19 protein-coding genes and 2 tRNA genes are annotated in these 22,978 nt (G+C 56.4%); 15 read left to right on the forward strand and 6 right to left on the reverse strand.

Annotated features, from left to right (window positions below; all coding sequences use genetic code 11):
- Positions 1-197 precede the first annotated feature (197 nt).
- Positions 198-1,670: a catalase gene (locus ACWHRL_RS04720; RefSeq protein ID WP_447895456.1), complete on the forward strand. Its 1,473-nt coding sequence runs from the start codon at positions 198-200 to the stop codon at positions 1,668-1,670.
- A gap of 54 nt (positions 1,671-1,724) precedes the next feature.
- Here the strand turns inward: ACWHRL_RS04720 and dusA are convergent, their stop codons facing one another.
- Positions 1,725-2,738 (reverse strand): tRNA dihydrouridine(20/20a) synthase DusA, encoded by a 1,014-nt coding sequence (gene dusA / locus ACWHRL_RS04725; RefSeq protein ID WP_447895457.1) that lies wholly within the window; start codon positions 2,736-2,738, stop codon positions 1,725-1,727.
- 424 nt (positions 2,739-3,162) lie between these two features.
- On the opposite strand from dusA, the gene ACWHRL_RS04730 reads away from it, so the two are divergent.
- Together ACWHRL_RS04730 and ACWHRL_RS04735 are read left to right on the forward strand one after the other, a co-directional pair.
- Positions 3,163-3,411 carry a S24 family peptidase gene (locus ACWHRL_RS04730; RefSeq protein ID WP_447896147.1) on the forward strand — a complete coding sequence of 83 codons (249 nt, stop codon included), beginning with the start codon at positions 3,163-3,165 and terminating at the stop codon, positions 3,409-3,411.
- 107 nt (positions 3,412-3,518) lie between these two features.
- The gene (locus tag ACWHRL_RS04735; RefSeq protein WP_447895458.1) at positions 3,519-4,649 is read left to right on the forward strand and encodes a nucleoid-associated protein; all 1,131 of its coding nucleotides are present in this window, start codon (positions 3,519-3,521) and stop codon (positions 4,647-4,649) included.
- A gap of 139 nt (positions 4,650-4,788) precedes the next feature.
- Here ACWHRL_RS04735 and ACWHRL_RS04740 read toward each other — a convergent pair.
- Positions 4,789-5,969, reverse strand: a protein-coding gene (locus tag ACWHRL_RS04740) for an IS3 family transposase (protein ID WP_447894177.1) whose coding sequence is annotated in 2 segments (ribosomal slippage) — positions 4,789-5,702 and positions 5,702-5,969 — 1,182 coding nt in all. Because the reading frame shifts where the segments join, the coding sequence is not laid out codon by codon here.
- 323 nt (positions 5,970-6,292) lie between these two features.
- Here ACWHRL_RS04740 and ACWHRL_RS04745 point away from each other — a divergent pair.
- Positions 6,293-7,147: a hypothetical protein gene (locus ACWHRL_RS04745; RefSeq protein ID WP_447895459.1), complete on the forward strand. Its 855-nt coding sequence runs from the start codon at positions 6,293-6,295 to the stop codon at positions 7,145-7,147.
- Between the two features lie 132 nt (positions 7,148-7,279).
- Positions 7,280-7,498: an SOS response-associated peptidase family protein gene (locus ACWHRL_RS04750; protein ID WP_447895460.1), complete on the forward strand. Its 219-nt coding sequence runs from the start codon at positions 7,280-7,282 to the stop codon at positions 7,496-7,498.
- Between the two features lie 982 nt (positions 7,499-8,480).
- Here ACWHRL_RS04750 and ACWHRL_RS04755 read toward each other — a convergent pair.
- Together ACWHRL_RS04755 and ACWHRL_RS04760 are read right to left on the reverse strand one after the other, a co-directional pair.
- The gene (locus ACWHRL_RS04755) at positions 8,481-8,900 is read right to left on the reverse strand and encodes a type II toxin-antitoxin system HicB family antitoxin (RefSeq protein ID WP_447895461.1); all 420 of its coding nucleotides are present in this window, start codon (positions 8,898-8,900) and stop codon (positions 8,481-8,483) included.
- A gap of 45 nt (positions 8,901-8,945) precedes the next feature.
- Complete coding sequence (locus ACWHRL_RS04760) at positions 8,946-9,128, reverse strand: type II toxin-antitoxin system HicA family toxin (protein ID WP_447895462.1); 183 nt, start codon at positions 9,126-9,128, stop codon at positions 8,946-8,948.
- Between the two features lie 186 nt (positions 9,129-9,314).
- On the opposite strand from ACWHRL_RS04760, the gene ACWHRL_RS04765 reads away from it, so the two are divergent.
- Positions 9,315-9,884, forward strand: a complete 570-nt coding sequence (locus ACWHRL_RS04765) for a hypothetical protein (protein WP_447895463.1) — start codon at positions 9,315-9,317, stop codon at positions 9,882-9,884.
- Between the two features lie 13 nt (positions 9,885-9,897).
- Here the strand turns inward: ACWHRL_RS04765 and ACWHRL_RS04770 are convergent, their stop codons facing one another.
- Entirely contained in the window at positions 9,898-10,422 is a 525-nt protein-coding gene (locus tag ACWHRL_RS04770; RefSeq protein ID WP_447895464.1) for a helix-turn-helix domain-containing protein, read from the reverse strand.
- A gap of 275 nt (positions 10,423-10,697) precedes the next feature.
- Here ACWHRL_RS04770 and gltX point away from each other — a divergent pair, with 275 nt between their 5' ends.
- From gltX to ACWHRL_RS04785, 3 genes are all read left to right on the forward strand, one after another.
- The gene (gene gltX, locus ACWHRL_RS04775) at positions 10,698-12,176 is read left to right on the forward strand and encodes a glutamate--tRNA ligase (protein WP_447895465.1); all 1,479 of its coding nucleotides are present in this window, start codon (positions 10,698-10,700) and stop codon (positions 12,174-12,176) included.
- Positions 12,177-12,321: 145 nt separating this feature from the next.
- Positions 12,322-12,397 (forward strand) — tRNA-Ala (locus ACWHRL_RS04780).
- A 28-nt stretch (positions 12,398-12,425) separates the two neighbouring features.
- Positions 12,426-12,501, forward strand: a tRNA-Glu gene (locus ACWHRL_RS04785).
- 597 nt (positions 12,502-13,098) lie between these two features.
- On the opposite strand, the gene gltA is transcribed toward ACWHRL_RS04785, so the two are convergent.
- Positions 13,099-14,388: a citrate synthase gene (gltA, locus tag ACWHRL_RS04790; protein ID WP_447895466.1), complete on the reverse strand. Its 1,290-nt coding sequence runs from the start codon at positions 14,386-14,388 to the stop codon at positions 13,099-13,101.
- Between the two features lie 492 nt (positions 14,389-14,880).
- On the opposite strand from gltA, the gene sdhC reads away from it, so the two are divergent.
- The 6 genes from sdhC to odhB all read left to right on the forward strand — a co-directional run bounded on the left by sdhC (position 14,881) and on the right by odhB (position 22,936).
- Complete coding sequence (gene sdhC, locus ACWHRL_RS04795; protein WP_447895467.1) at positions 14,881-15,258, forward strand: succinate dehydrogenase, cytochrome b556 subunit; 378 nt, start codon at positions 14,881-14,883, stop codon at positions 15,256-15,258.
- On the forward strand, positions 15,252-15,599 hold the full coding sequence (gene sdhD, locus ACWHRL_RS04800) for a succinate dehydrogenase, hydrophobic membrane anchor protein (RefSeq protein ID WP_447895468.1): 348 nt from the start codon (positions 15,252-15,254) through the stop codon (positions 15,597-15,599). Before sdhC ends, sdhD begins: the two co-directional genes overlap by 7 nt.
- Positions 15,600-15,602: 3 nt before the next feature.
- Positions 15,603-17,375, forward strand: a complete 1,773-nt coding sequence (gene sdhA / locus ACWHRL_RS04805) for a succinate dehydrogenase flavoprotein subunit (RefSeq protein WP_447895469.1) — start codon at positions 15,603-15,605, stop codon at positions 17,373-17,375.
- 41 nt (positions 17,376-17,416) lie between these two features.
- Positions 17,417-18,127 (forward strand): succinate dehydrogenase iron-sulfur subunit, encoded by a 711-nt coding sequence (locus ACWHRL_RS04810; RefSeq protein WP_447528134.1) that lies wholly within the window; start codon positions 17,417-17,419, stop codon positions 18,125-18,127.
- Positions 18,128-18,455: 328 nt separating this feature from the next.
- The gene (locus tag ACWHRL_RS04815) at positions 18,456-21,290 is read left to right on the forward strand and encodes a 2-oxoglutarate dehydrogenase E1 component (RefSeq protein WP_447528135.1); all 2,835 of its coding nucleotides are present in this window, start codon (positions 18,456-18,458) and stop codon (positions 21,288-21,290) included.
- Between the two features lie 38 nt (positions 21,291-21,328).
- Positions 21,329-22,936, forward strand: coding sequence for a 2-oxoglutarate dehydrogenase complex dihydrolipoyllysine-residue succinyltransferase (gene odhB / locus ACWHRL_RS04820; protein ID WP_447895470.1), 1,608 nt, complete (start codon positions 21,329-21,331; stop codon positions 22,934-22,936).
- The last annotated feature ends 42 nt before the right edge of the window (positions 22,937-22,978 follow it).

Here is a 22,978-nt window from a genome sequence, read left to right on the forward strand (position 1 = left end):
TGAAGTGGCGGGTAGGTGATCGTTTATAGCTATGGGTGCTATAGCAAGCCGTTGGCCCGAGTACATGGCATGATAGGCCCATCCTGGCTATAACTGATGGACACATACACACGCCAGCATCAACCAATGGGCGACTTGCCAAAGCCCAAAACGAAGGTGGCCCTTTAGAGGCCCCGGATCGTGACATGGAGGAAGGTATGACGAACGGTAAATCCAATAACACCACCACCGACGCCGGTATTCCGGTAGCCAGCGACGAGCATTCGCTCTCCGTAGGCCCGGACGGCCCGATCGTACTGCACGATCACTATTTGATGGAGCAAATGGCGGCCTTCAACCGGGAAATGATTCCGGACCGCCAACCCCACGCCAAGGGCGGCGGTGCCTTTGGTCATTTCGAGGTGACTCACGACGTCAGCCAGTACACCCGGGCGAAGTTCCTGCAGCCAGGCAAGAGAACCGAAATGCTCGCGCGTTTCTCCACGGTGGCCGGCGAAGGCGGCAGCCCGGATACCTGGCGCGATCCGCGCGGCTTCTCGCTGAAGTTTTACACCGAAGACGGCAACTTCGACATGGTGGGCAACAACACCCCCGTGTTCTTCGTGCGCGACCCGCTCAAGTTCCAGCACTTCATCCACTCGCAGAAGCGCCGCGCCGACAACGGCCTGCGCGATCACGACATGCAGTGGGACTTCTGGTCGCTTTCGCCGGAATCCGCCCACCAGGTTACCTGGTTGATGGGCGACCGCGGCGTGCCGGCTAGCTGGCGCCATATGAACGGCTACTCCAGCCATACCTATATGTGGGTCAACGACAAGAGCGAGCGTTTCTGGGTCAAGTACCACTTCAAGACCGACCAGGGCATCAAGTGCATGACCCAGGAGCAGGCCGATGAAATGGCGGGTACCGACGCGGACTACCACCGTCGCGATCTGTTCGACGCCATCAAGCGTGGCGAACACCCGACTTGGACGCTACAAGTCCAGATCATGCCCTTCGAGGATGCCAAGACCTACCACATCAACCCGTTCGACCTGACCAAGGTGTGGCCGCACGACGACTACCCGCTGCAGGAAGTGGGCAGGATGACCCTCGACCGCAACCCGACCGATTTCCACACCGAAATCGAGCAGGCGGCGTTCCAGCCCAGCAATTCCGTGCCGGGCACCGGTTTCTCCCCGGACAAGATGCTGCTGGCGCGGGTCATCTCCTATGCCGATGCCCACCGTGCCCGCCTGGGTATCAACTACCAGCAGATTCCGGTCAACGCCCCGAAAGCCGAGGTGAACAGCTACGCCAAGGGCGGCCGGATGCGTTTTGCCAATACGTCGGACCCGGTCTACGCGCCCAACAGCAAGGGCGGCGCCCACGCCGACCCGAACGCCGTTCCGGAAGACGCGGTATGGGAAGCCGATGGCGAGCTGGTACGCGCCGCCTACACGCTGCGCCCGGGTGATGGCGACTTCAACCAGGCCAACGACCTGGTCAACAAGGTAATGGACGACGCGGCCCGCGACCGTTTGGTGAGCAACATCGTCGGCCACGTTTCCGGCGGCGTGGAAGAGCCGGTGCTGTCGCGTGTGTTCGAGTACTGGAAGAACGTCGACCAGACCATCGGCGAGCGTGTCGAGCAGGGCGTGATGGAAAATCGCCGGAAAGAAGGCAAGTAACGCCCCAGGGCGTTCGCTAAAACGAACCCGCCACGGCTGACCGTGGCGGGTTTTTTATGCGCTGGTTTCGGGCTCGCGGACCAGGCTTAGCGCTTCATCGAACAAGCGCAGGCCCGCACCTTCCTTATGGGCGTTTTCAGAAAGGTGGCGGCGAAAACGCCGCCCGCCGGAACACCCCTGAAAGAGCCCCAGCAGGTGGCGAGTAATATGGTTGAGCTTGGCGCCCTCATCCAACCGCATCTGGATATAGGGTTTGAACGCCTGAGCCGCCTCCAGGCGCGTGGCCGCCGGGCCCGGCTCACCGAAGATCGCCTGATCCACCCCGGCCAGAAGCCACGGGTTCTGGTACGCCTCGCGGCCTACCATGACACTGTCCACGTGCTCGAGCTGGGCCTGGCACTCATCGAGGGTTTTAATACCGCCGTTGATGCCGATATGAAGCGCCGGGTTCGCTGCCTTCAAGCGGTGTACGCGCGGGTAGTTCAGCGGCGGCACGTCCCGGTTCTGCTTGGGCGATAAGCCCTGCAACCAGGCCTTGCGCGCGTGCACGCTAAACGTGGTGCAGCCCGCCTCGGCGACCATATCGATAAACCGCGCCAGGTCCGCGTCTTCGTCCTGGTCATCGATGCCGATCCGACACTTCACCGTCACCGGAATAGTGACCGCCGCCTGCATGGCCTTCACCGCCGCCGCCACCTTCTCCGGGTAGCCCATCAAACACGCCCCGATCAGGTTGTTCTGCACCCGGTCGCTGGGGCAACCCACGTTCAGGTTCACCTCGTCGTAGCCCCACTCTTGCGCAATCGCCGCGCACTCGGCGAGTTCCCCCGCGTCGCTACCGCCCAACTGCAGCGCAATCGGATGCTCGACCTCGTTGTAACCCAAAAACCGCTCCCGCGGCGAGCCGTGCAAAATCGCCCCGGTGGTCACCATCTCGGTGTAGAGCAGGGTGCGTTTGGTCAGGGTACGTGCAAACGCTCTGTAGTCTCTCGTAGTCCAGTCCATCATCGGGGCCACCGAGAACCGGCGGCCTTGGTCTGCACTATTTCTATTCGTTAAATCAGTCATTTAGATAATTTCTTTAGCTGTATAAAAATACAGCTATAATGGTGTTGTGTGCTTGAAAATGTACCCTGAGTGTACCCGGCAGAGACGAATTCAAAATCATCAGTAGCTTGGGTACACAGCAGGTGCTTTTCAGGGACGTAAAGAGGTTTGGCGGCTATTGTACGGAAGAAAGGGGAGCGCTCACAGAGCCAGCGTCAAGCAGTAATGACATGAAAGAGTCGTCAAGCGTCTAATGGCGTTTCTAAGCGGATAATTGAGACCAACGACCAGTGCTAATGCGATGGTGCGTAAGGTTTTGGTGGGTTAAGCTCGCTTAACCAGGTTGCTGATTGAGCGCGTGCTTGTATTTCTAGCAGTGGGTGGCAGATCAGTGACTCGATACGGCGTAGATCATGGGCATGCAGGTGCGCGAAGATAGGGCACCCTGGCCGATGGCGATTGGGTGCTGGTGAATCGGGCCGCCCGCGATCCGAAACAGGAAGGGGTGTTCTTGCTGCTGGTGAGTGGTGAGCGGCGGATCAAGCGGATCAAGCGGGTGCAGCGGCTGGCCGGGGGCGCGCTGTATCTGATCAGTGATAACGATTTGTACCAGCCGGAGATGATCAAGCGGCAGGATATGGGGAATCTGGAGATTCTGGGGCTCTGCGAGGTCCGCACTGGGCGGATTTCGTGACTGCAAAACTGCATTCCTGCAAAGACAGGAAGCTGTAAATGCGGCGGGAGACCGCCGAGCTCGATAAGAAACCGCCCGGAAAGGGCGATACACAATGAGGCGAGGGGATGGAAATAAACAAAGTAATTGTACATGAGTTGGTAAAAGAGCGGCATCAACCGATAGAGAACTCTAACTACCGGCCTCTGGTGTTGGATAATACCCACCCTCTGGTCATCAAGCTTGTAGAGGGAGTGACCAAGATCTATGGGAACCGCTACAATGGTGCTCATTATGGCACCTTTGTTGATGGGGACGGTCGGGGTCAGTTCCCGGATGAGTTTCAAAATTATGCTGGAAAAGATGACCCAACTGATCTTGATTTTATAAAAATCAGTCATATAGGCATGCATAGGCTCTACGATAAGGGGTCTGTCAAAGCTGCATCAGGTGGGTATATCCTATTTTCGGATTTAGTCGCAGATGATGTACGATACTTCCTTGTGGTCATGATCAAGAAGACTCCAGGTATGCGGCTGTCAGAAGAACTGAGTCCTGAAGAGCTTGAGCAACTTGATCTTAGTAAACTTCATCAGGCTGCAAGGATCAATTTTTCACGATTTGGTGAGTATGAGGATGCTACTGTAGAGCAAAAGAGAGAGCTTAATTACTTAAGTTTTATAAGTCCGGTTTCTTCTCGGTCTGCGTCTGGATACTTTATTACAGCTCTAGGTTGTTCGGAGGGCAATACTTCCAATCAAGCAACCACGAACCTGATTCGTGGGTCGAGGAAGTTCTTCAAGGAAAACGATAGCATCAAGCATAATAAAGATGTATTCATGTCAAGTCTTTACACCTATTTGCATGAAAAATTAGAAAGTAAGGAGCCGGTCAAGCTTTCTGAGGTTGCGAATATCGCCAGTAATTATGTACCTCATGATTTAGGAGATGAGGCCCAAGAAATTGTTGATGCGTTCGTGGCAGTTCTAAATAGCGATGAGTTGGCGATTCCCGTTGAGTTTCCAGTAAGTAAAACCTCTTTAAATCGCCATACGCATGTTACTGCCAAGTCTCCGAATTGGAAGTTTATGTTCGATAAAGTTGCTTTAGGCACTGACCCGGCTTCAGAAATATTTTATAATAAAGATCATGGTAGCTTGACAATCACTCAGCTTCCTCCGGAAGTGATTCAGCAGCTTGACCAAGAGGTTAGCGATGATGGTGATGGCCAAGAACAAGATGGCGATGATGAGGGTTAACTAAGTGAGCCTGTCTCCTTTAGTCCAGTTATATCGACTGGTAGAAACTCCAGCCATCACGAATGGACGATTTGAGGCCGAGACAAAGTTCAGCGACGAGGCTCGTTCTCTTGTTAATCAGGTTCTTCAAGTGTAGTGGTCAAGTAAAACTGGCCACCGCTTTATAGTTAACCCAGTACTTTTCCTCTGCCTGGTTCGGACTCATACCACCGTTATGCTGGTGAGGCCTAAGCTGGCTGTAATACCCGATTAAATAGTTCACGATATGATGCTGCCCCTGCAAGAATGATCGATAGCCATACGTTGGCACCCATTCAACCTTTAAGCTCCTGAAGAAACGCTCCATTGGCGCATTATCCCAGCAATTACCACGTCGACTCAGGCTTTGTTTTGCCTGGCATTTCCAGAGTGTCTGACGGAACTTACGGCTCGTGTAATGACTGCCCTGGTCGCTGTGGAACATAACCCCTTTTGGCCGCCCACGGCTCTCATAAGCCATTTCCAATGCGCTGCTGGTGAGTTCGCTATCGGGCGACAACGACATCGACCAGCCAATCGTTTTCCTGGCAAATAAGTCCATGACAACGGCTAGATAAGCCCAGCGTTTGCCAGTCCAGATATATGTGACGTCGCCACACCAAACGCGGTTGGGCGCCTCAACGTTAAACTGACGCGCTAAGTGGTTCGGTACCTCAACATGTTCATCACCTGTTTTCTTGTAGGTGTGCCCAGGCACTTGGCAACTAATCAGGCCAAGCTTTTCCATCAGGCGGCCAACGCGATAGCGACTTAACGGCACATCCTGCCTTGTCGCCATCTCTGCGATGCTACGCGCCCCTGCAGAGCCTTCGCTCTCGCGAAATAGCTCTCTGACCTTGGCTATTTCCTTGGTCTTCGTGGCACACACAGGTCTTTGTGAACGTTGTCTCCAGTATTTAAAGCTGCTGCGATGCACGCCAAACACGTCACACAGTTTTTTTACCGGGTAGCTCGTCTTGAGTTTCTCGATTAGCGAGAAGTGTTCAGGGAGTCCGACATCAAGAGAGCGGTAGCCTTTTTTAGGATGTCTTTTTCCATCTCAATGTCACGGATGCGCTTTTCAAGCTCGCGAATCCTGAGCTGATCGGCTGTCATGGGCGTTGCTTTAGGGCTTTGGCCATCACGCTCCTGGCGTAACTGACGAACCCATTTATCCATGCTCGAATACCCCACATTCATGGCTTCAGCCGCTTCACGAACCGTGTAGTGTTGATCGACGACTAGCTGTGCTGCTTCGAGCCGGAATTCAGGGCTAAAGTTACGTTTTGGTCTTGTTGCCATGCTGCCACCTGGTGATGTCTTGGTGCATATTAGCACCTCTAATTAGGTGGCCAAATTTACTATGCCACTACAAAGATACTACTCTTGGACGGTTTCAAGATATTGAAGTCGATGGAGAGGACTATACTGAAGAGTCGCTCCCCGCGAACGGAGGGAGGCTTTCCTTTGAGTTTCTGTTGAGAACCGGCGGGGCTGAAAGGTTTTACAGGAACTTCGATGACCTAATCAATAGCAACTCATCGATCAGCAGTGGTGATGCTCCCAGAGAGTTCTATCTTATTGAAGAGCGGTGCTATTCAAAAGATCAGGAGTCAGATTCTTGTGTGAAATCGCTTGGAGTGTTTTGCGATTTTGTCAAGAAGCTAGCTTGTCTTGCTCATTACCATGATGCAAAGGTAACCGATAGCGGTTTAAATCTCGTTTTTATCCATCCGAAAGAAGGGGGTGGTCAAAGCACCGTTGCTATAAAGGCAAAAGCTGACCCAAAGATGGTCTTAAAAACAGGTGAACTTGATCTCAGTTTGTTGAGCTCTCTGTGCGATAATGATCAAACAACAGATATGCACTATCATGAGAAAATCAACGTTTTCTCGAGTACGTTGATAGATTTTGTTAAAGGTGACAAAGCTAGGGTTGGTGCTTTTGATAATCTCGTAGATAAGTGGGATGACTTTGTAGATCTTTACAATAAGAATATAGGCACTTACATGAGTGGCTTTGCTTTCCATAAAGCAAAGCGAGAGGTCGCTGAAGCTGAGATTTCAATATCTGAACAGTTTTCAAAAGTGCTGTCAGATATTACAACGCGAGTCTTGAGCATTCCTCTATCCTTTGCCGCCATTGTTGCCTTGATAAAGGCAGATAGTTTTTGGGAAAGTTATTTTATTGTTGTTGGCGTCTTTCTTGCCTCTTTGATAATATCGCAGTTGGTTTCTAATCAGCAAAGACAGTTTAATAGGGTTGTGAAATCTAAGGCTTTGGTTTTGGGGTCTTTTGAAGGAAGGAAAGAACTTTATCCTGAAAACTTAAAGAGTCATCTTGATGATTTGGAAGTTGATCTCGATAATTACGAGAAACGAGTTAGGAGAACCCTTTGGATTTTTAGAGTGTTGAGCTGGGCCCCTGTTCTGGCTGCCTTGTTGGCGTTCTTGCTGATTTATACTGATTGGCTCTCATGAGATGGACGGCAGGAAACTGCTGCACTTCCTGTGCCGTGAGGACCGCGAGCCGATCTGGTTGGCGGGCATCTGGAGCGAGCGGCCGAACGGCAGGCCCGGGGCTGCGCCATTCTCACCGAACCGGCCCGCGGTATGGAGGCAGAGATCCACTCGCGCATGCCGCTGGCTCTGGATGCCGAGAGCCTTGAGCCCTGGCTTGATCCCCACCTGACCGACCGTGAGACGATTCGCCACGTCGTCCATCACCTGCCCGCCGAGCGGATCACCCATTGGGTCGTGAGCACGTGCGTCAACCGGCCGAGCAACGACGACGCGAGCTTGATCGATCCGGCTGATGCCTCCCATCAGTGATCGCTGACAGTGCCGCCTCTTCAGCGGCGCTAAGCTGGAACACATGACGTCTGGCACCCGCGTGCTTCTGGAGAAGGCCGCCGCTAGGATGGCTGGCTGACGTCATCACTTCCCCGCATGGGGCTCGTGGCAGGCCAAGGACGGCCGACTCTAGGCTTTCGCCTTCCTCAACTCTTGCCACTGCTTTGTCCACCGCGGTATGAGGTGGGCGCAGCGCAGGTGCCAGGCGGCGTTCTTTCACGGCACGCCCAGCAGCACCGTGCTCCTTGCCCATCTTCTCGTTCAGCGCGTCCATGGTGACCATCAGCTGCTAGCTGCGCTGGCGTTCCTCTTCCGTTTGCGAGGTGTCCATCAGGCTGAGCTGTTGGCGGTGCTGGTCGGTGAAGTCGAGCATCATCACGCCTGCCTTTGGGTAGTCGTACTTGGGCCGGTAGATATTATTTGAGCCAGCGCTGGTCGCAGCGACAATTTACTAGGCGAGGCTCTTTTTTGCGTCGCTGAAAAAATTCAAGGCGGATGAACACTCGCTAAGAAGGGCGTGTTTACAAGACTAAAGCTCCGCGCAAGCGGTAATGTTAGTCAATTAAGGTTTGATTCATTATCTGGCGAGCGATAGCCAGGTATCAGTCACTGATGCCGGGCCTTTTTCATACCTTTCAGCGTGCCACCCAGGGTGCATCCATCAGCTTACTCTTGGTATGGAAGCACTCTCGTAGCGCGGTGTAACGAGCATTAGCGAGGCACCCGCGGCGGCGGCGGCGCCAGCCGCCTCGAATCGTGCCTGCCTCCCTTTAGCCGCGCGAGGCGCGGCTTTGCGACGGGGCGCAAGATCCGCGGGTGCGCCTTTCGGCTTACCCGCGCTACGGGCTTCGTGCCCTGACACACTCAAGCGTCATTCGGTCTACGGCCTAAAGCTTTCTCACACTAACTGAACGGCATTACGCGCACGCGAGGCTTTTTCGATGGAAGCTTGTCGATGAAATCAGCCCGTTTGCCGCGCCCGGGCCAACTCGGCCATGGCGACGCGCGAAAGAAACCCTGAGCGAGACTTGTCGCCAGGATGGCGAGCCACGAAGTCGTCGATCTGTTTGAGCAGTAAGTCGGGCATGGTGACGTTGATCTTGTGGCTCTTGCCCAGGTACGGGGCGATGTCGATCTCGACCACGGCCCAGATCCAGCCGGCGAAATCGGGGTTGTCCATGTGGTGTTCGATGGATGTGGCCTCGGGGATGGGGTCGCCCACCTCGACGGCTACTTCCAGCCAGCCTTCGATGGCTTCCCTAGCGTTGGTCAGGGCGTCTCCAAAGGTGTCACCGGCCGAATGGCAGCCGGGGAGGTCGGGCACCACGACGCCATAGGGGTGCTGTTCGTCGCCGCGTTCGACGGCAATGGGAAATAACATGGCTCTTCTCTCTCTGTAATGCTCAGTGGGCAGCAGTGGTGAGCCTCATTCGAGGCCAGCGCTTTTCCTGATTGCTTTGACCAGGCCCGTTTGTAGATCCTTTTTAGGAGGCGGCACGGTGGTCGTGCCGGGCTTGGTCGGGTGTCGGAAGTGGTGGTGGCTGCCCTTGATTCTGACGAGCTCCCAGCCATCCGCTTCCAACTCCTTGATCAGTGCTCTGCTGTTCACCTCCGGCCCCTTTACCTATCGTTATAGGGTTACTATAACCCCGTAAAAATAAGAGAGTCAAAAAAACGCACGGCTCCACATTCGTAAAGGTTGATTGAATTCCGAGGGCAAGCCTCGAGCACTAGTGACGCACCCACACCTTTAATGGTATAGCGTAGAGGGTCACGTTCGGTGAGAGGAGAGGGTATGCGCAAAGCACGTGGTGTTATCGCCGTAGCGGTGGTGGGCCTTTTACTGCTGGCTGGCTGCAACGAGCAGATGGAGGAGGTGCCCACAGCCGACGAGGTGCCCAGTGATGCCGTGCAAAGCGAAGGCGAAGAGCGCGTTGAGACACCCTCGCTCGAGGTGAGCTTTTCGCTTCATGCTCAACTGCGCTCCGACCGCCGCTTGATGGTGGAAGGCGAGACCAACCTGCCGGACGGCGCGCGCGTGCAGGTCATCGTCGAGCGCGAGTTAAGCCGCGTGCGCTGGCAGTCGCGTACCCTGGTCAGCGGTGGCACCTTTACTGCAGGCCCCTTTGGCTCGGGCAGCGGGCTGCCGGATGGCGGTTATCTCGTGCGCGTACAGTCGAGCGAAGCCAGCGTTCAGCCACGCGCCGTGCAGGAGATCATTGGGCCTCGGGGGGATTACTTGAGCGGCGAGCTCGTTACACAAACTCGCCACGGGTTGGGGCAGGTGGCCACCTACTCACGGCGCTTTTTGGTGGGGAGTGAGCCAAGACGCACGCGTGACCAGGTGGAAATTATCGAAGAATGACGTAAAGGGTGCTTTAGGCAGGACACCAGTGAGCGAGTACGACGGCGTGGATCTCTTCATCGCTGGGCGCTTTCGAGAAGTGCTCGAGCGTGAATCGATCCTCGCGTTTGACCAGGTAATGCCCGGCTTTATGAAAGACGTGGGTCGGGCCAAGTAACAGAAGATCGCCCGGGGAGGCGGGAGCGAAATCCGTGTTGGCCCCGGGCGTCGTCATGACACAGGGCGCTTTCCAGTCGATTTTTAGCGGCAGATGCGGGGGAGGCGTCAGCGTTGTGGCTTGCACCTGCTCCCAGGGAAGGGGGCCCTGGTGAGTCAGCGTCAGCAAGGGAGGCGCGCTATCGCCTTCCAGTAAGGTCGCCAGCGAGCAATCCAGCGCGTCGGCCAGCGCCACCAGGCGCTCATGACCGATTTGCTTGATCGCGCCCGACTCCCAATACGAAATAGTCACATCCGACACGCCAACTTTTCGAGCAAGCGCAGCTTTATTAAGCTTTACCCGCTGTCGAAGCTGTTTGATACGTGAGCCTAGCGATTCCATTGTAGTTTCCCATTGATGAGCCAAACAAACTCGTTTGAATTACTTCCATTGTCGCCAATGGCGTACTTTACACGCTGAAAAACAGGGTTTTTCCAGCATGGTCGTGCATCATAGGTATTGCGCTAGAAATAGCAAAGATACCTGGGCCTTGGTCGCTATATCCTTAGCAACTTTTGTTAGGACGCTTTTTGGCCGAAGATGTTCCCCGGTCAGGCTGTTGGATACGCAATCGGCGCGTATAATGGCGCCACTTAGCTGTTAAAAAGGATACCTGCATGACCGTACGTACGCGCATCGCGCCTTCACCCACGGGCGACCCCCACGTCGGCACGGCCTATATCGCGCTTTTCAATCTGTGCTTTGCGCGAAAGATGGGCGGCGAATTCATTTTGCGTATCGAAGATACCGACCGCGTGCGCTCCACGGCCGAATCCGAGCAGATGATTCTGGATTCGCTTCGCTGGCTGGGTATCGAGTGGGATGAAGGCCCGGATGTAGGTGGCCCGCACGGCCCTTACCGGCAAAGCGAGCGCGGCGATATCTACGCGCGCCACGCCGAAAAGCTCATCGCAGCGGGTCACGCGTTCAAATGCTACCGCACTAGTGAAGAACTGGACGAACTGCGCGAGGCGCGCAAGGAAGCCGGTCTTCACCTGGCGCTCAAGCCCGCCGACCTGGCCCTCGATGAAGAGGAGCACAGCCGCCGTGAAGCCGAGAGCTGGCCGTTTGTGGTGCGCATGAATGTGCCCAGTGACGGCGTTTGCGTGGTGGATGACATGCTGCGCGGGCGTATCGAGGTCGAATGGGCCCAGGTGGATGCGCAGATCCTGATGAAGTCCGACGGTATGCCGACCTACCACCTGGCGAACGTGGTGGATGACCACCTGATGGGCATCACCCACGTGCTGCGCGGCGAGGAGTGGATCAACTCGGCCCCCAAGCACCAACTGCTTTACGAGTACTTTGGCTGGGACATGCCTACGCTTTGTCACATGCCGCTGCTGCGCAACCCGGATAAATCGAAGCTCTCCAAACGCAAGAACCCGACCTCGATTAACTACTACCGCCGTATGGGCTTTTTGCCCCAGGCCGTGACCAACTATTTGGGCCGCATGGGCTGGTCGATGCCCGACGAGCGCGAAAAGTTCAGCCTGACCGAAATGGTCGAGTCCTTCGATATTCAGCGGGTGTCGCTGGGCGGGCCAGTGTTCGATCTGGAGAAGCTCACCTGGCTCAACGGCGTCTATATTCGCGAAGACCTGGACGACGATGCGCTTTTGAGGGTGCTGCGCGAATGGGCGTTCAACGAAGAGTACGTGAAGCAGATCCTGCCCCAGGTACGTACAAGGGTAGAAACGCTCTCCCAGGTGGCGCCGTTGGCTGGCCACTTTTTCTCCGGGTTGCCCAACCTGAATGAGGATGACTTCGAAAGCGTGAAGCTCGAGCGCGAAGAGCTGGTGAAGCTTTTGCAGTTTTTAGTCTGGCGTTTCGAGGGTGTAGCCGCCTGGAACAAGGAAGCGCTGCTGGCCGAGGTTCAAATGCTGGCCGGTGCGTTCGAGCTCAAGATGAAGGCGTTTTTGGCGCCGGTGTTCATCGCGATAACCGGCACCAGTGCCAGTACCTCGGTGATGGACGCGATGGCGATTCTTGGCTCTGACGTGACGCGGGCACGGCTTCGTCACGCCATCGAGGTGCTTGGCGGCGTTTCGAAAAAGCAAGCGAAGCGCTTTGAGAAAGAGTTTCGTGCGCTGTAGTCAAGCCTGAGTCACCAGGTAACAGCAAAGGAGCACGAACGGCCAGGCAGGGAAGGGTGCCGGTTTCTTCAGGTAGAAATCGGCGCTTTTCTGGTTGACGAAGGCGAGTCTAATCAGTACTATACGCAGCGTCTTCACGACACGTGGGGCCTTAGCTCAGCTGGGAGAGCGCGACACTGGCAGTGTCGAGGTCAGCGGTTCGATCCCGCTAGGCTCCACCAATTCAAAGCGCATGCTTGTGATGTTTTTGTCCCATTCGTCTAGTGGTCCAGGACACCGCCCTTTCACGGCGGTAACAGGGGTTCGAACCCCCTATGGGACGCCACATCATCCTCTGAAGTACCTTCCTGTTTAATGTCTTTTATATCGTAATCCTATGATGGGTTGGCGAGAATTTTCGACGTCTGAATCCCGCTTTCAGGGCCAATTTTTTGCTTTTTTATGCTTGACTTGTCCACTTTTGCATTGGCGGAGGTGGGGTTGTGCACAAGGCATCGCTAATTGCCCAAAAAATCAGCGCTTTAACTTTTATCTATATAAATCAGCAACTTACGTTAGATCAAAAAATAACCAATTTAAAGAAAAGCCAGTGTTCATGGCGATTCCGGGACGTTTTATGGTGGTTGTAAACAGGGTTATCCACAGATAGTGTGGAAAACGCGATTCCCTTCCCACCGGGGTAAATTGTCAAGGTCAAAATGGTCGCAGCAGAGCGTTTTTTTGCCTATAAAAGCCACCTGCTTATAGCGTTTTATGCAGCACAAGCGAAGGCGCCGCTAACCGCACCGGGAAAGCGTTCAAAGAGCAAGCCTTGTAGTAGAGGGCGGCCCCTGAGAGAGCGAAGAAGGGGGTTGGTTGACCTGTGTGCTGCCCAACGTAAAAAGGCCGCCTTGGGGCGGCCTTTTGGCGTTACGACGGCGCGTTACTTCTTGCTGGGGTAGTCGCGCTTCTCGTGGCCGGTATAAAGCTGACGCGGACGGCCGATCTTGTAGCTTTCGCTGAGCATTTCGTTCCAGTGCGAGATCCAGCCGATGGTGCGCGAAACGGCAAAGATCACGGTGAACATGTTGGTGGGGATGCCCATCGCTTTCAAAATGATGCCCGAGTAGAAATCGACGTTCGGGTAAAGCTTACGCTCGATGAAGTACTCGTCTTCCAGCGCGATCTGCTCGAGGCGCTTGGCGATTTTGAGCTGCGGGTCGTCGGCCATGCCAAGCTCCGCCAGCACTTCGTCGCAGCTCTCTTTCATCACCTTGGCGCGCGGGTCGAAGTTGCGGTAGACGCGGTGGCCAAAGCCCATCAGCTTGAACGGGTCTTCCTTGTCTTTCGCCTTATCGACGAAGCGCTGGATGTTCTCTTCGGAGTCGTCGCCGATCTCGTCGAGCATGGCCAGTACCGCTTCATTCGCGCCGCCGTGGGCCGGGCCCCAAAGGGCGGCGATGCCTGCACTGATGCACGCAAACGGGTTGGCGCCGGTAGAGCCTGCCAGGCGGACCGTCGAGGTCGAGGCGTTCTGCTCATGATCGGCGTGCAGCATGAAGATCCGGTCCATGGCCTTGGCGTAAACCGGGTTGATCTTGTACTCCTCGCACGGGTTGCTGAACATCATGTAGAGGAAGTTCTCTGCATAGCTCAGGTCGTTACGCGGGTAGTTGAACGGCTGACCAACGTTGTACTTGTGCGACATCGCCGCCAGCGTCGGCATTTTCGCGATCAGGCGGATAGCGCTGATGTGGCGGTCTTCTTCCTGGGTGATGTCCATGTGGTCGTGGTAGAACGCCGCAAGGCCGCCTACTACGCCGCAAAGAATCGACATCGGGTGCGCGTCGCGGCGGAAACCCTTGAAGAAGTTGTTGATCTGGTCGTGAACCATGGTGTGGTTACGAATACGCGTTTCGAACTCCGCGTACTGCTCCTCGGTCGGCAATTCGCCGAACAGCAGGGTATAGCAAACTTCTACGAAATTGGACTCTTTGGCTAGCTGGTCGATAGGGTAGCCACGGTGTAGCAACATGCCCTGACCGCCATCGATATAGGTGATGGCAGATTGGCAAGAGGAGGTGGCCATAAAACCAGGGTCGTAGGTGAAAAGGCCTTCGGCACCCAGGCCGCGTACGTCGATAACGTCGGGGCCTAGTGTGCCGGAATACATGGGTAGCTCGATCGGGTTATCGAGACCGTCTACCGTCAAGGTCGCTTTCCTGTCAGCCATGAAGGCCTCCTTTCGAATTCGGTTTGGGACGTTAAGTCGTTATTTCGCATACCGCGCCGGCGAAAAGGCTCGCCTACTATAGAAGGGTGCGACTTTTTGTCAATTAGCCTTAATAGGGGCAAATGTTATACAAAATTTATTATCAGATGGTTATTTTGTCTAATATTTTTAATAGAGAGAAGAAATTAGTGTGAACACGTACTAGAATGAATCCGTTAACAGGCTTATTAAGCCTGCTGCCTTTCAAACACTATAACCATGCTGCAACGCAAAATCGACTCCACCCAAGGGCAATTTTTTTGCTCCATAGTCGAGTTAGGTCTGCGTTCGGTTTGTAAGCGGGGGCGAAGGTTCTTATAATTCACCGCGCGCGACCGGCACATAGGTGGTCGTGCCCGACTTGGCAACGGCCGAGCCCCTTCCAGCAACCACTGCCCGCTCGGGGTAAGCCCGAACCTTCACAGAGTGGGCCAAAAGAGTGTGTATAACGCCGTGAATAGCAAACGACCCGTAAATTTAGACCTTTCGACGATACATTTCCCACTGCCGGCACTGACCTCGATTACTCACCGTATTACGGGTGTTATCCTGTTCGTCGGCCTGATTTTCGCCTTCTGGGCGTTGGGAAAATCCCTCTCCTCACCGGCTGGCTTCGATGCCGTTCGCGACGCATTAGCCACCAATATTCTGGCCAAGTTCATCGCCTGGGGCTTGCTGTCCGCGTTGGCCTTCCATTTCGTAGCCGGTATTAAACATTTGCTCATGGATGCCGATATTGGTGTCACTTTGGAAGGTAGCGTGCAAAAAGCACAGATCACCGTGGTAGTGAGCGCAGTTCTGATCATCTTGGCAGGAGTCTGGGTATGGTAACCAACATCACGAGTTTCGGCCGTAGCGGCTTGTCCGACTGGCTAATGCAGCGCGTCTCCGCCGTCATTATGGCGCTTTATACGCTGTTCATCGTTGGCTACCTGCTGTTCAACCCGGGCCTCGATTACTACACCTGGAGCGGGCTTTTTAACCAGATCTGGATGCGGATCTTCTCGCTTTTGGCCTTTATCTCTATTGCCGCACACGCCTGGATTGGCCTTTGGACAGTCACCACCGACTACCTCAAGTCCACTCGTCTGCGTGTCGGTGCCCAGGCCATTATCATTTTGGCCATCTTTGTCTACCTGGTCTGGGGCATTCAAATTCTGTGGGGAGCTTAATCCATGTCTAACCTTCGTAGCCTGACGTTTGACGCCATTATCATTGGTGGCGGTGGCTCTGGCCTGCGCGCTGCTCTGGAACTTGCCAAATCCGGTAAGAAGACAGCGGTTCTTTCGAAAGTGTTCCCGACTCGCTCGCACACCGTGTCTGCCCAGGGTGGCATTACCTGCGCGATCGCTTCCTCCGACCCGGATGACGATTGGCGCTGGCACATGTACGACACCGTCAAGGGGGGCGACTATATCGCCGACCAGGACGCCGCCGAGTACATGTGTTCCGAAGGCCCGAAAGCGGTGTTCGAACTCGAGCACATGGGGCTGCCGTTCTCGCGTACTGATCAAGGCCGTATCTATCAGCGCCCGTTCGGCGGCCAGTCGAAAAACTTCGGTGAAGGCGGTCAGGCGGCACGTACCTGCGCCGCGGCGGACCGTACCGGCCACGCGCTGCTGCACACGCTTTATCAGAACAACCTCAAGAACAACACCACGTTCTTGAACGAATGGTACGCGGTCGATCTGGTCAAAAACGCCGAAGGCGACGTCGTGGGCTGTATTGCGATGTGCATCGAAACCGGTGAAGTCGTTCACGTTAAATCCAAGGCCACGGTGCTGGCCACCGGCGGCGCGGGCCGTATTTTTGCCTCCACGACCAACGCCCTGATCAATACCGGTGACGGTATCGGCATGGCGCTGCGCGCGGGCTTCCCCATGCAGGACATGGAGATGTGGCAGTTCCACCCCACCGGTATCTATGGTGCGGGTACGCTGGTCACCGAAGGGTGCCGTGGCGAGGGTGGATACCTGGTCAACAAGGATGGCGAACGCTTCATGGAGCGTTACGCCCCCAACGCGAAAGACTTGGCGGGTCGCGACGTGGTCGCGCGTTCCATGGTCATGGAGATCCTCGAAGGCCGCGGCTGTGGCGATAAAGAAGACCACGTCTTCCTGAAGCTCGACCACCTGGGCGAAGAAGTACTGGGTAAGCGTCTGCCGGGTATCGTGGAGCTTTCCAAGACCTTCGCGCACGTCGACCCTGCCAAGGACCCGATCCCGGTCGTGCCGACCTGCCACTACATGATGGGCGGTATCCCCACCAACGTTCACGGGCAGGCGATTACTCAGGACGAAAACGGCAACGACCATATCGTTAACGGCCTGTTTGCCTGTGGCGAAGCGGCCTGCGTATCGGTTCACGGCGCCAACCGTCTGGGCGGCAACTCCTTGCTCGACCTGGTGGTCTTCGGCCGCGCGGCGGGTATCTTCATCGAAGGCGCGCTGAACGAAGGTATCGAGTATCTGGACGCCTCCGAGTCGGATGTCGAAGCCGCCATGAAGCGTATTACGCGTTGGAACGAATCCGAAGGCGGCGAGAGCATTCCGGAGCTTAAAGCCGAGCTTCAGGACATCATGCAGAACTCCTTCGGCGTGTTCCGTAAAGAGGACAACATGCAGGACGGGGTGAGGCGGCTGGATGCGCTGCGCGAGCGTATTGCGAACGCACACCTGCCCGACAAGTCCAATGCCTTTAACACGGCACGCGTTGAAGCGCTCGAGCTCGACAACCTGATGGAAGTGGCTGAAGCAACGGCGATTGCTGCCCTCGAGCGTAAAGAGAGCCGTGGTGCCCACTCGCGCTACGATTATCCAGACCGTGATGATGTCAACTGGCTGAAGCACTCGCTCTACTTCCCGCTCACCAAGGAGCTCAAGCAGCGCGACGTCAATTTCAAGCCGAAAACCGTTGATACGTTCGAGCCGAAGGTTCGTACCTACTAATTTTGCGCTGAACCAGTCTTCGCACTGACGAGGGAGTCACTATGTCCAATCTTCAGGTATCGATATACCGCTACAACCCGGAAACCGACTCCGCGCCGTACATGCAGGAGTTTCAGGTCGACACGAAAGACCGTGACCTGATGGTCCTCGACGTTCTGCACATCATGAAAGAGCAGGACAGCGGCCTGGCGTTTCGCCGTAGCTGCCGTGAAGGCGTATGCGGTTCCGACGGCATGAACATGAACGGCAAAAACGGTCTTGCGTGCATTACGCCGCTTTCCGATGTGGTCAAAAACGGTAAGCTGACCCTGCGTCCGCTGCCGGGTCTGCCGGTCATCCGCGACATGGTCGTGGATATGGGTATCTTCTATAAGCAGTACGAGCGCATCGAGCCGTACCTGCAAAACGATACCACGCCGCCCGCCATCGAGCGTTTGCAGTCGCCGGAAGACCGCGACAAGCTCGACGGCCTGTACGAGTGCATTCTGTGTGCGTGCTGCTCGACCTCGTGCCCGTCGTTTTGGTGGAATCCGGACAAGTTCGTTGGCCCGGCAGGGCTCTTGCAGTCCTACCGCTTTTTGGCGGATACGCGCGATACCGCGACCCGCGAGCGTCTGACGGATCTGGAAGATCCGTTCTCCGTGTTCCGCTGCCGTGGCATCATGAACTGCGTGGCGGTGTGCCCTAAAGGGCTCAATCCGACCCGCGCGATCGGTAAGATTCGCGAAATGTTGCTGGCTGACGCCACGTAACCGTTTAATCTTTTAGAAAAAAGCAAGTGAAGTGCCGGTTGTCGTACAAAGCTACTTAAATCCCGGCGCTTCGCTTGTTATCATGGTATATATCATGTGGTGCGACGCCGCGTCGCAGTATCAATCAGCCACGTTTAAAAGCCGGTGCCCTTGTACCGGCTTTTGAGCATGAACTGAAAGCGAATTGCTAGATATCGAACCACGTGAAGGTTCCCGGCCTGTGCCGGTGCCGCCGGCTAACGTTTCGCCCCGCCGGCAGGGCAACAGCGATGTCGCTGCGTTTTGCAGTGATGCCGATACCACCCCATCAGTGTAGGGTGACCGAGAGATGCAACAAGGCATAATGGAGTTGATGTGGCGTTCCTCTCACGTTAGTGGCGGCAATGTTCACTACGTGGAAGCGCTTTACGAGCAGTACCTCGACGATCCCGATTCTGTCACCGACGAATGGCGCCGTTATTTTGACGAACTGCGTAAGTCCGATGACAGTGCCTCCCAGGATGTTCCACTTAGCCCCATCCGTGATCAGTTCTACCAGCTAGGGCGCGAAAAACGCCCGGGCCAGGGCGCTGCCCAGGCAAGCGGTGGTGAGAACAAAAAGCAGGTCAAAGTCCTGCAGTTGATCAACGCGTACCGCTTTCGTGGTCATCAAAAGGCGAATATCGACCCGCTGGGTCTGCGTAATCCTACCCCCATTCCGGATCTTGATCTGTCCTTTCACCAGCTTTCAAAAGCGGATCTCGATACCGAATTTCAAACCGGCTCTTTCTTTCTGGGCATCGACAAGGCCCCGCTTCGGGATATCGTCGAAGCGCTGGAGCAGACCTACTGTCGCTCCATCGGCTGCGAGATCATGCACATTGTCGATACCGAAGAGAAGCGCTGGTTGCAGCGTCGTTTTGAGTCGGTAAGAAGCGCGCCCAAGTTCAGTGACGACGTGCGTAAGCACGTGCTCGAACGCCTGACCGCCGCGGAAGGCCTCGAGAACTATCTGGCCTCCAAGTACCCGGGCACCAAGCGTTTCGGTCTGGAAGGTGGCGAAACCTTCGTACCCATGATGGACGAGCTGATCCAGCGCGCCGGTGGTTACGGTACCAAGGAAGTCGTCATCGGTATGGCCCACCGCGGGCGCTTGAACCTGTTGGTCAATATTTTGGGTAAAAACCCGGCAGATTTGATCGACGAGTTCGACGGCAAGAAAGTCATCGAGCGCGGCTCCGGCGACGTCAAATACCACCAGGGCTTTAGCTCGAACGTCATGTCGCCCGGCGGTGAAGTCCACCTGGCCATGTCGTTCAACCCGTCGCACCTGGAAATCGTGGCACCGGTGGTCGAAGGGTCGGTTCGTGCACGTCAGGACCGCCGCCAGGATGAAGACGGCAGTAAAGTACTGCCGATCAACGTACACGGCGACGCGGCCTTTGCAGGTCAGGGTGTGGTGATGGAGACATTCCAGATGTCTCAAACCCGCGCCTACAAGACCGGCGGCACGGTCCATATCGTGATCAATAACCAGGTGGGTTTCACGACCTCTCACCCGGAAGACGCCCGCTCCACCGAATACTGCACCGATATCGCCAAGATGGTTCAGGCGCCGATTTTCCACGTCAACGGCGACGACCCGGACGCAGTGATTCACGCAACGCAAGTGGCGCTGGACTATCGTCAGCAGTTCAAGAAAGACGTCGTGATCGACCTGGTGTGCTACCGCCGCCGCGGCCACAACGAAGCGGACGAGCCCTCCGGCACCCAGCCGATGATGTACGCTAAAATCAAGGACCACGCCTCTTCGCGCACGCTCTACGCGCAGCGCTTGGTCGAGCAGAGCGTACTCTCGGAAGACGATGCCAAGGCAATGGTCGAAACCTACCGCGACGACCTGGTCGCCGGTAATCACGTCGCCAACGCCCTGGTGCAGGAGCCCAACAAGTCGCTGTTCGTCGATTGGGCGCCGTATCTGGGCCACGAGTGGTCCGGCGACACCGACACCTCCATCGACATGAAGCGCCTTCAGCAGCTGGCGGCCAAGATGTGCGAGATTCCGGACGGGATCGACGTGCAGCGCCAGGTCGGCAAGATCTATGAAGACCGCCGTAAAATGCAGGCGGGCGGTATGGGCGTGAACTGGGGCTTTGCCGAGACGCTGGCCTACGCCACGCTAGTGGATCAGAACCATCCGATCCGTATTACCGGCCAGGACGTGGGCCGCGGCACCTTCTCGCACCGTCATGCCGTGATTCACAATCAGAAAGACGGCAGCACCTACGTGCCGCTGCAGAATATCAAAGACGGCCAGCCGCGCTTCACCATTCACGACTCGATCCTGTCGGAAGAAGCCGTATTGGCCTTCGAGTACGGCTACTCGACCACCGCGCCCAACGACCTGGTCATTTGGGAAGCCCAGTTCGGCGACTTCTTCAACGGCGCTCAGGTGGTGGTGGATCAGTTCATCTCCTCCGGCGAGACCAAGTGGGGAAGGCTTTGTGGTCTGACCATGCTGCTTCCCCACGGCTACGAAGGTCAGGGGCCCGAGCACTCCTCGGCGCGTCTGGAGCGGTTTTTGCAAATGTGCGCCGAGCACAACATGCAGGTGTGCGTACCGACCACGCCGGCGCAGATTTTCCATCTGCTGCGCCGTCAGGTCATTCGCCCGCTACGCAAGCCGTTGATCGTCATGACGCCCAAGTCGCTACTGCGCCATAAAGAGGCGGTATCGAGCCTTGAAGATCTGGCCGAAGGCAAGTTCAACATGGTGCTACCGGACCAGGCGGATCGCCCGGCGGAGGAGGTGACGCGGGTCATCATGTGTGCCGGCAAGGTCTATTACGATCTCGCTAACTGGCGTGCTGAAAACGAGCGCAACGATACGGCGATCCTCCGTCTGGAACAGCTCTACCCGTTCCCGAAGGACGAGCTTCTGGAAGTGCTCGAGACGTATCCCAACCTGGAAGACATCGTTTGGTGCCAGGAAGAGCCGATGAACCAGGGCGCCTGGTACCCCAGCCAGCACCACATGCGGATTGCGGCGGATACGCTCAAAAACGGCTTTGGCCGCGAATTGAAATTTGCAGGACGTCCGGCCTCTGCGGCTCCCGCGGCAGGCTACATGTCCGTTCATACAGAACAGCAGCGCCAGCTGGTGGAAGACGCTTTTAATTTATAAGCGCCACCGGGTTTAGAGAACCTATTAAGGGAAATGACATGGCTACTGATATCAAAGCGCCAACCTTTCCGGAATCCGTTGCCGAAGGCACGGTAGCCGCGTGGCACAAAAAGCCGGGTGACAGCGTTGAGCGCGACGAGCTGATTGTTGAGATAGAAACCGACAAGGTGGTGCTCGAGGTCGTGGCACCGGAAGCGGGTACGCTGTCCGACGTGCTGGCCGAAGAGGGCGACACCGTCGAGTCCGAGCAGGTACTGGGCAAGATCGGCGAAGCAAGCGGCGGCGGCAAGTCCGACGAAGGCGAAGAGAAAGCCGAAAAGTCCGAGAAAGAGGACGGCGGCGACGCTAAAGACGACGGCGCCAAGCAAGAGAAGCAAGACGAGAAGCAAGAAGAGAAGAAAGCCGGCGGCGGTAAGCAGCATGACGTCAAAGCGCCGAGCTTCCCGGAATCTGTTCAGGAAGGCACCGTTGCCACTTGGCACAAGAAAGTCGGCGAAGCGGTCAAGCGCGATGAAGTGCTGGCCGACATCGAAACCGACAAGGTCGTGCTGGAAGTCGTGGCACCCGCCGATGGCGCGCTTGCCGAGATCAAGGCCGAAGAGGGCAGCCAGGTCGAGTCCGAAGCCGTACTGGCGATCTTCTCCGAAAGCGGCGGTAGCGACAGCGGCGCAAGCGAAAGCAAAGGCGATGACAGCGCCGATAGCACCAGCGACGATGAAGGCGCCGACGAGAAAGTAGGCGACAAGATCGTGGCCCCGGCGGCGCGCAAGATGATCGCCGAAAACGACCTGGACGTTGCCAAGATCGAAGGCACCGGCAAGGGCGGTCGCGTTCTGAAAGAAGACGTGCAGAAAGCCGTGAAAGACGGCAGCGCCAAGAAAACGGCCAAGTCCTCCGCGCCGGCAGCGAAGAAAGCCGCTGCGGCCCCGGCCGCCGCCGAAGGCGACCGTGCCGAGAAGCGCGTACCGATGACGCGCCTGCGCAAGACCATCGCCAAGCGTCTGGTCGAAGCGCAGCAAACCGCCGCCATGCTGACCACCTACAACGAGGTGGACATGGGCGCGGTCATGAACCTGCGCGCGCAGTACAAGGACACCTTCCAAAAGGCCCACGACGTCAAGCTCGGCTTCATGGGCTTCTTCGTCAAGGCCGCCGCCGAGGCGCTCAAGCGCTTCCCGGATGTCAACGCCTCGATTGACGGTGACGAGATCGTCTACCACGGTTACCAGGATATCGGCGTTGCCGTATCCACCGACCGCGGCCTGGTCGTGCCGGTACTGCGTGACACCGACGCCATGAAGGTCGCCGATGTCGAGAAAGGCATCGTCGACTTCGGCAAGCGGGCCCGCGATGGCAAGCTTGGTATCGACGAAATGCAGGGTGGTACCTTCACCATCACCAACGGCGGTATTTTCGGCTCGCTGCTCTCCACGCCGATCATCAACCCGCCGCAAACGGCCATTCTGGGTATGCACAAGATCCAGGAGCGCCCGATGGCGGTCAACGGCAAGGTCGAGGTTCGCCCGATGATGTACCTGGCGCTCTCCTACGATCACCGCATGATCGACGGTAAAGACGCGGTTCAGTTCCTGGTCACCATCAAGGAACTGCTGGAAGACCCGGCGCGCCTACTGCTGGACGTGTAACGATGCACGCGGCCAGGGGTTGACCCTGGCCGCGTGATCGGG

This window comes from Vreelandella sp. GE22 (assembly GCF_968212445.1).

Excerpts from the sequence above, each read along its gene's own strand:
- ACWHRL_RS04720 (WP_447895456.1), top strand. The coding sequence starts at position 198 with ATGACGAACGGTAAATCCAATAACACCACCACCGACGCCGGTATTCCG.
- dusA (WP_447895457.1), bottom strand. The coding sequence starts at position 2,738 with ATGACTGATTTAACGAATAGAAATAGTGCAGACCAAGGCCGCCGGTTC.
- ACWHRL_RS04735 (WP_447895458.1), top strand. The coding sequence starts at position 3,519 with ATGGAAATAAACAAAGTAATTGTACATGAGTTGGTAAAAGAGCGGCAT.
- ACWHRL_RS04750 (WP_447895460.1), top strand. The coding sequence starts at position 7,280 with ATGGAGGCAGAGATCCACTCGCGCATGCCGCTGGCTCTGGATGCCGAG.
- ACWHRL_RS04755 (WP_447895461.1), bottom strand. The coding sequence starts at position 8,900 with ATGTTATTTCCCATTGCCGTCGAACGCGGCGACGAACAGCACCCCTAT.
- ACWHRL_RS04765 (WP_447895463.1), top strand. The coding sequence starts at position 9,315 with ATGCGCAAAGCACGTGGTGTTATCGCCGTAGCGGTGGTGGGCCTTTTA.
- ACWHRL_RS04770 (WP_447895464.1), bottom strand. The coding sequence starts at position 10,422 with ATGGAATCGCTAGGCTCACGTATCAAACAGCTTCGACAGCGGGTAAAG.
- gltX (WP_447895465.1), top strand. The coding sequence starts at position 10,698 with ATGACCGTACGTACGCGCATCGCGCCTTCACCCACGGGCGACCCCCAC.
- gltA (WP_447895466.1), bottom strand. The coding sequence starts at position 14,388 with ATGGCTGACAGGAAAGCGACCTTGACGGTAGACGGTCTCGATAACCCG.
- sdhD (WP_447895468.1), top strand. The coding sequence starts at position 15,252 with ATGGTAACCAACATCACGAGTTTCGGCCGTAGCGGCTTGTCCGACTGG.
- sdhA (WP_447895469.1), top strand. The coding sequence starts at position 15,603 with ATGTCTAACCTTCGTAGCCTGACGTTTGACGCCATTATCATTGGTGGC.
- ACWHRL_RS04810 (WP_447528134.1), top strand. The coding sequence starts at position 17,417 with ATGTCCAATCTTCAGGTATCGATATACCGCTACAACCCGGAAACCGAC.
- ACWHRL_RS04815 (WP_447528135.1), top strand. The coding sequence starts at position 18,456 with ATGCAACAAGGCATAATGGAGTTGATGTGGCGTTCCTCTCACGTTAGT.
- odhB (WP_447895470.1), top strand. The coding sequence starts at position 21,329 with ATGGCTACTGATATCAAAGCGCCAACCTTTCCGGAATCCGTTGCCGAA.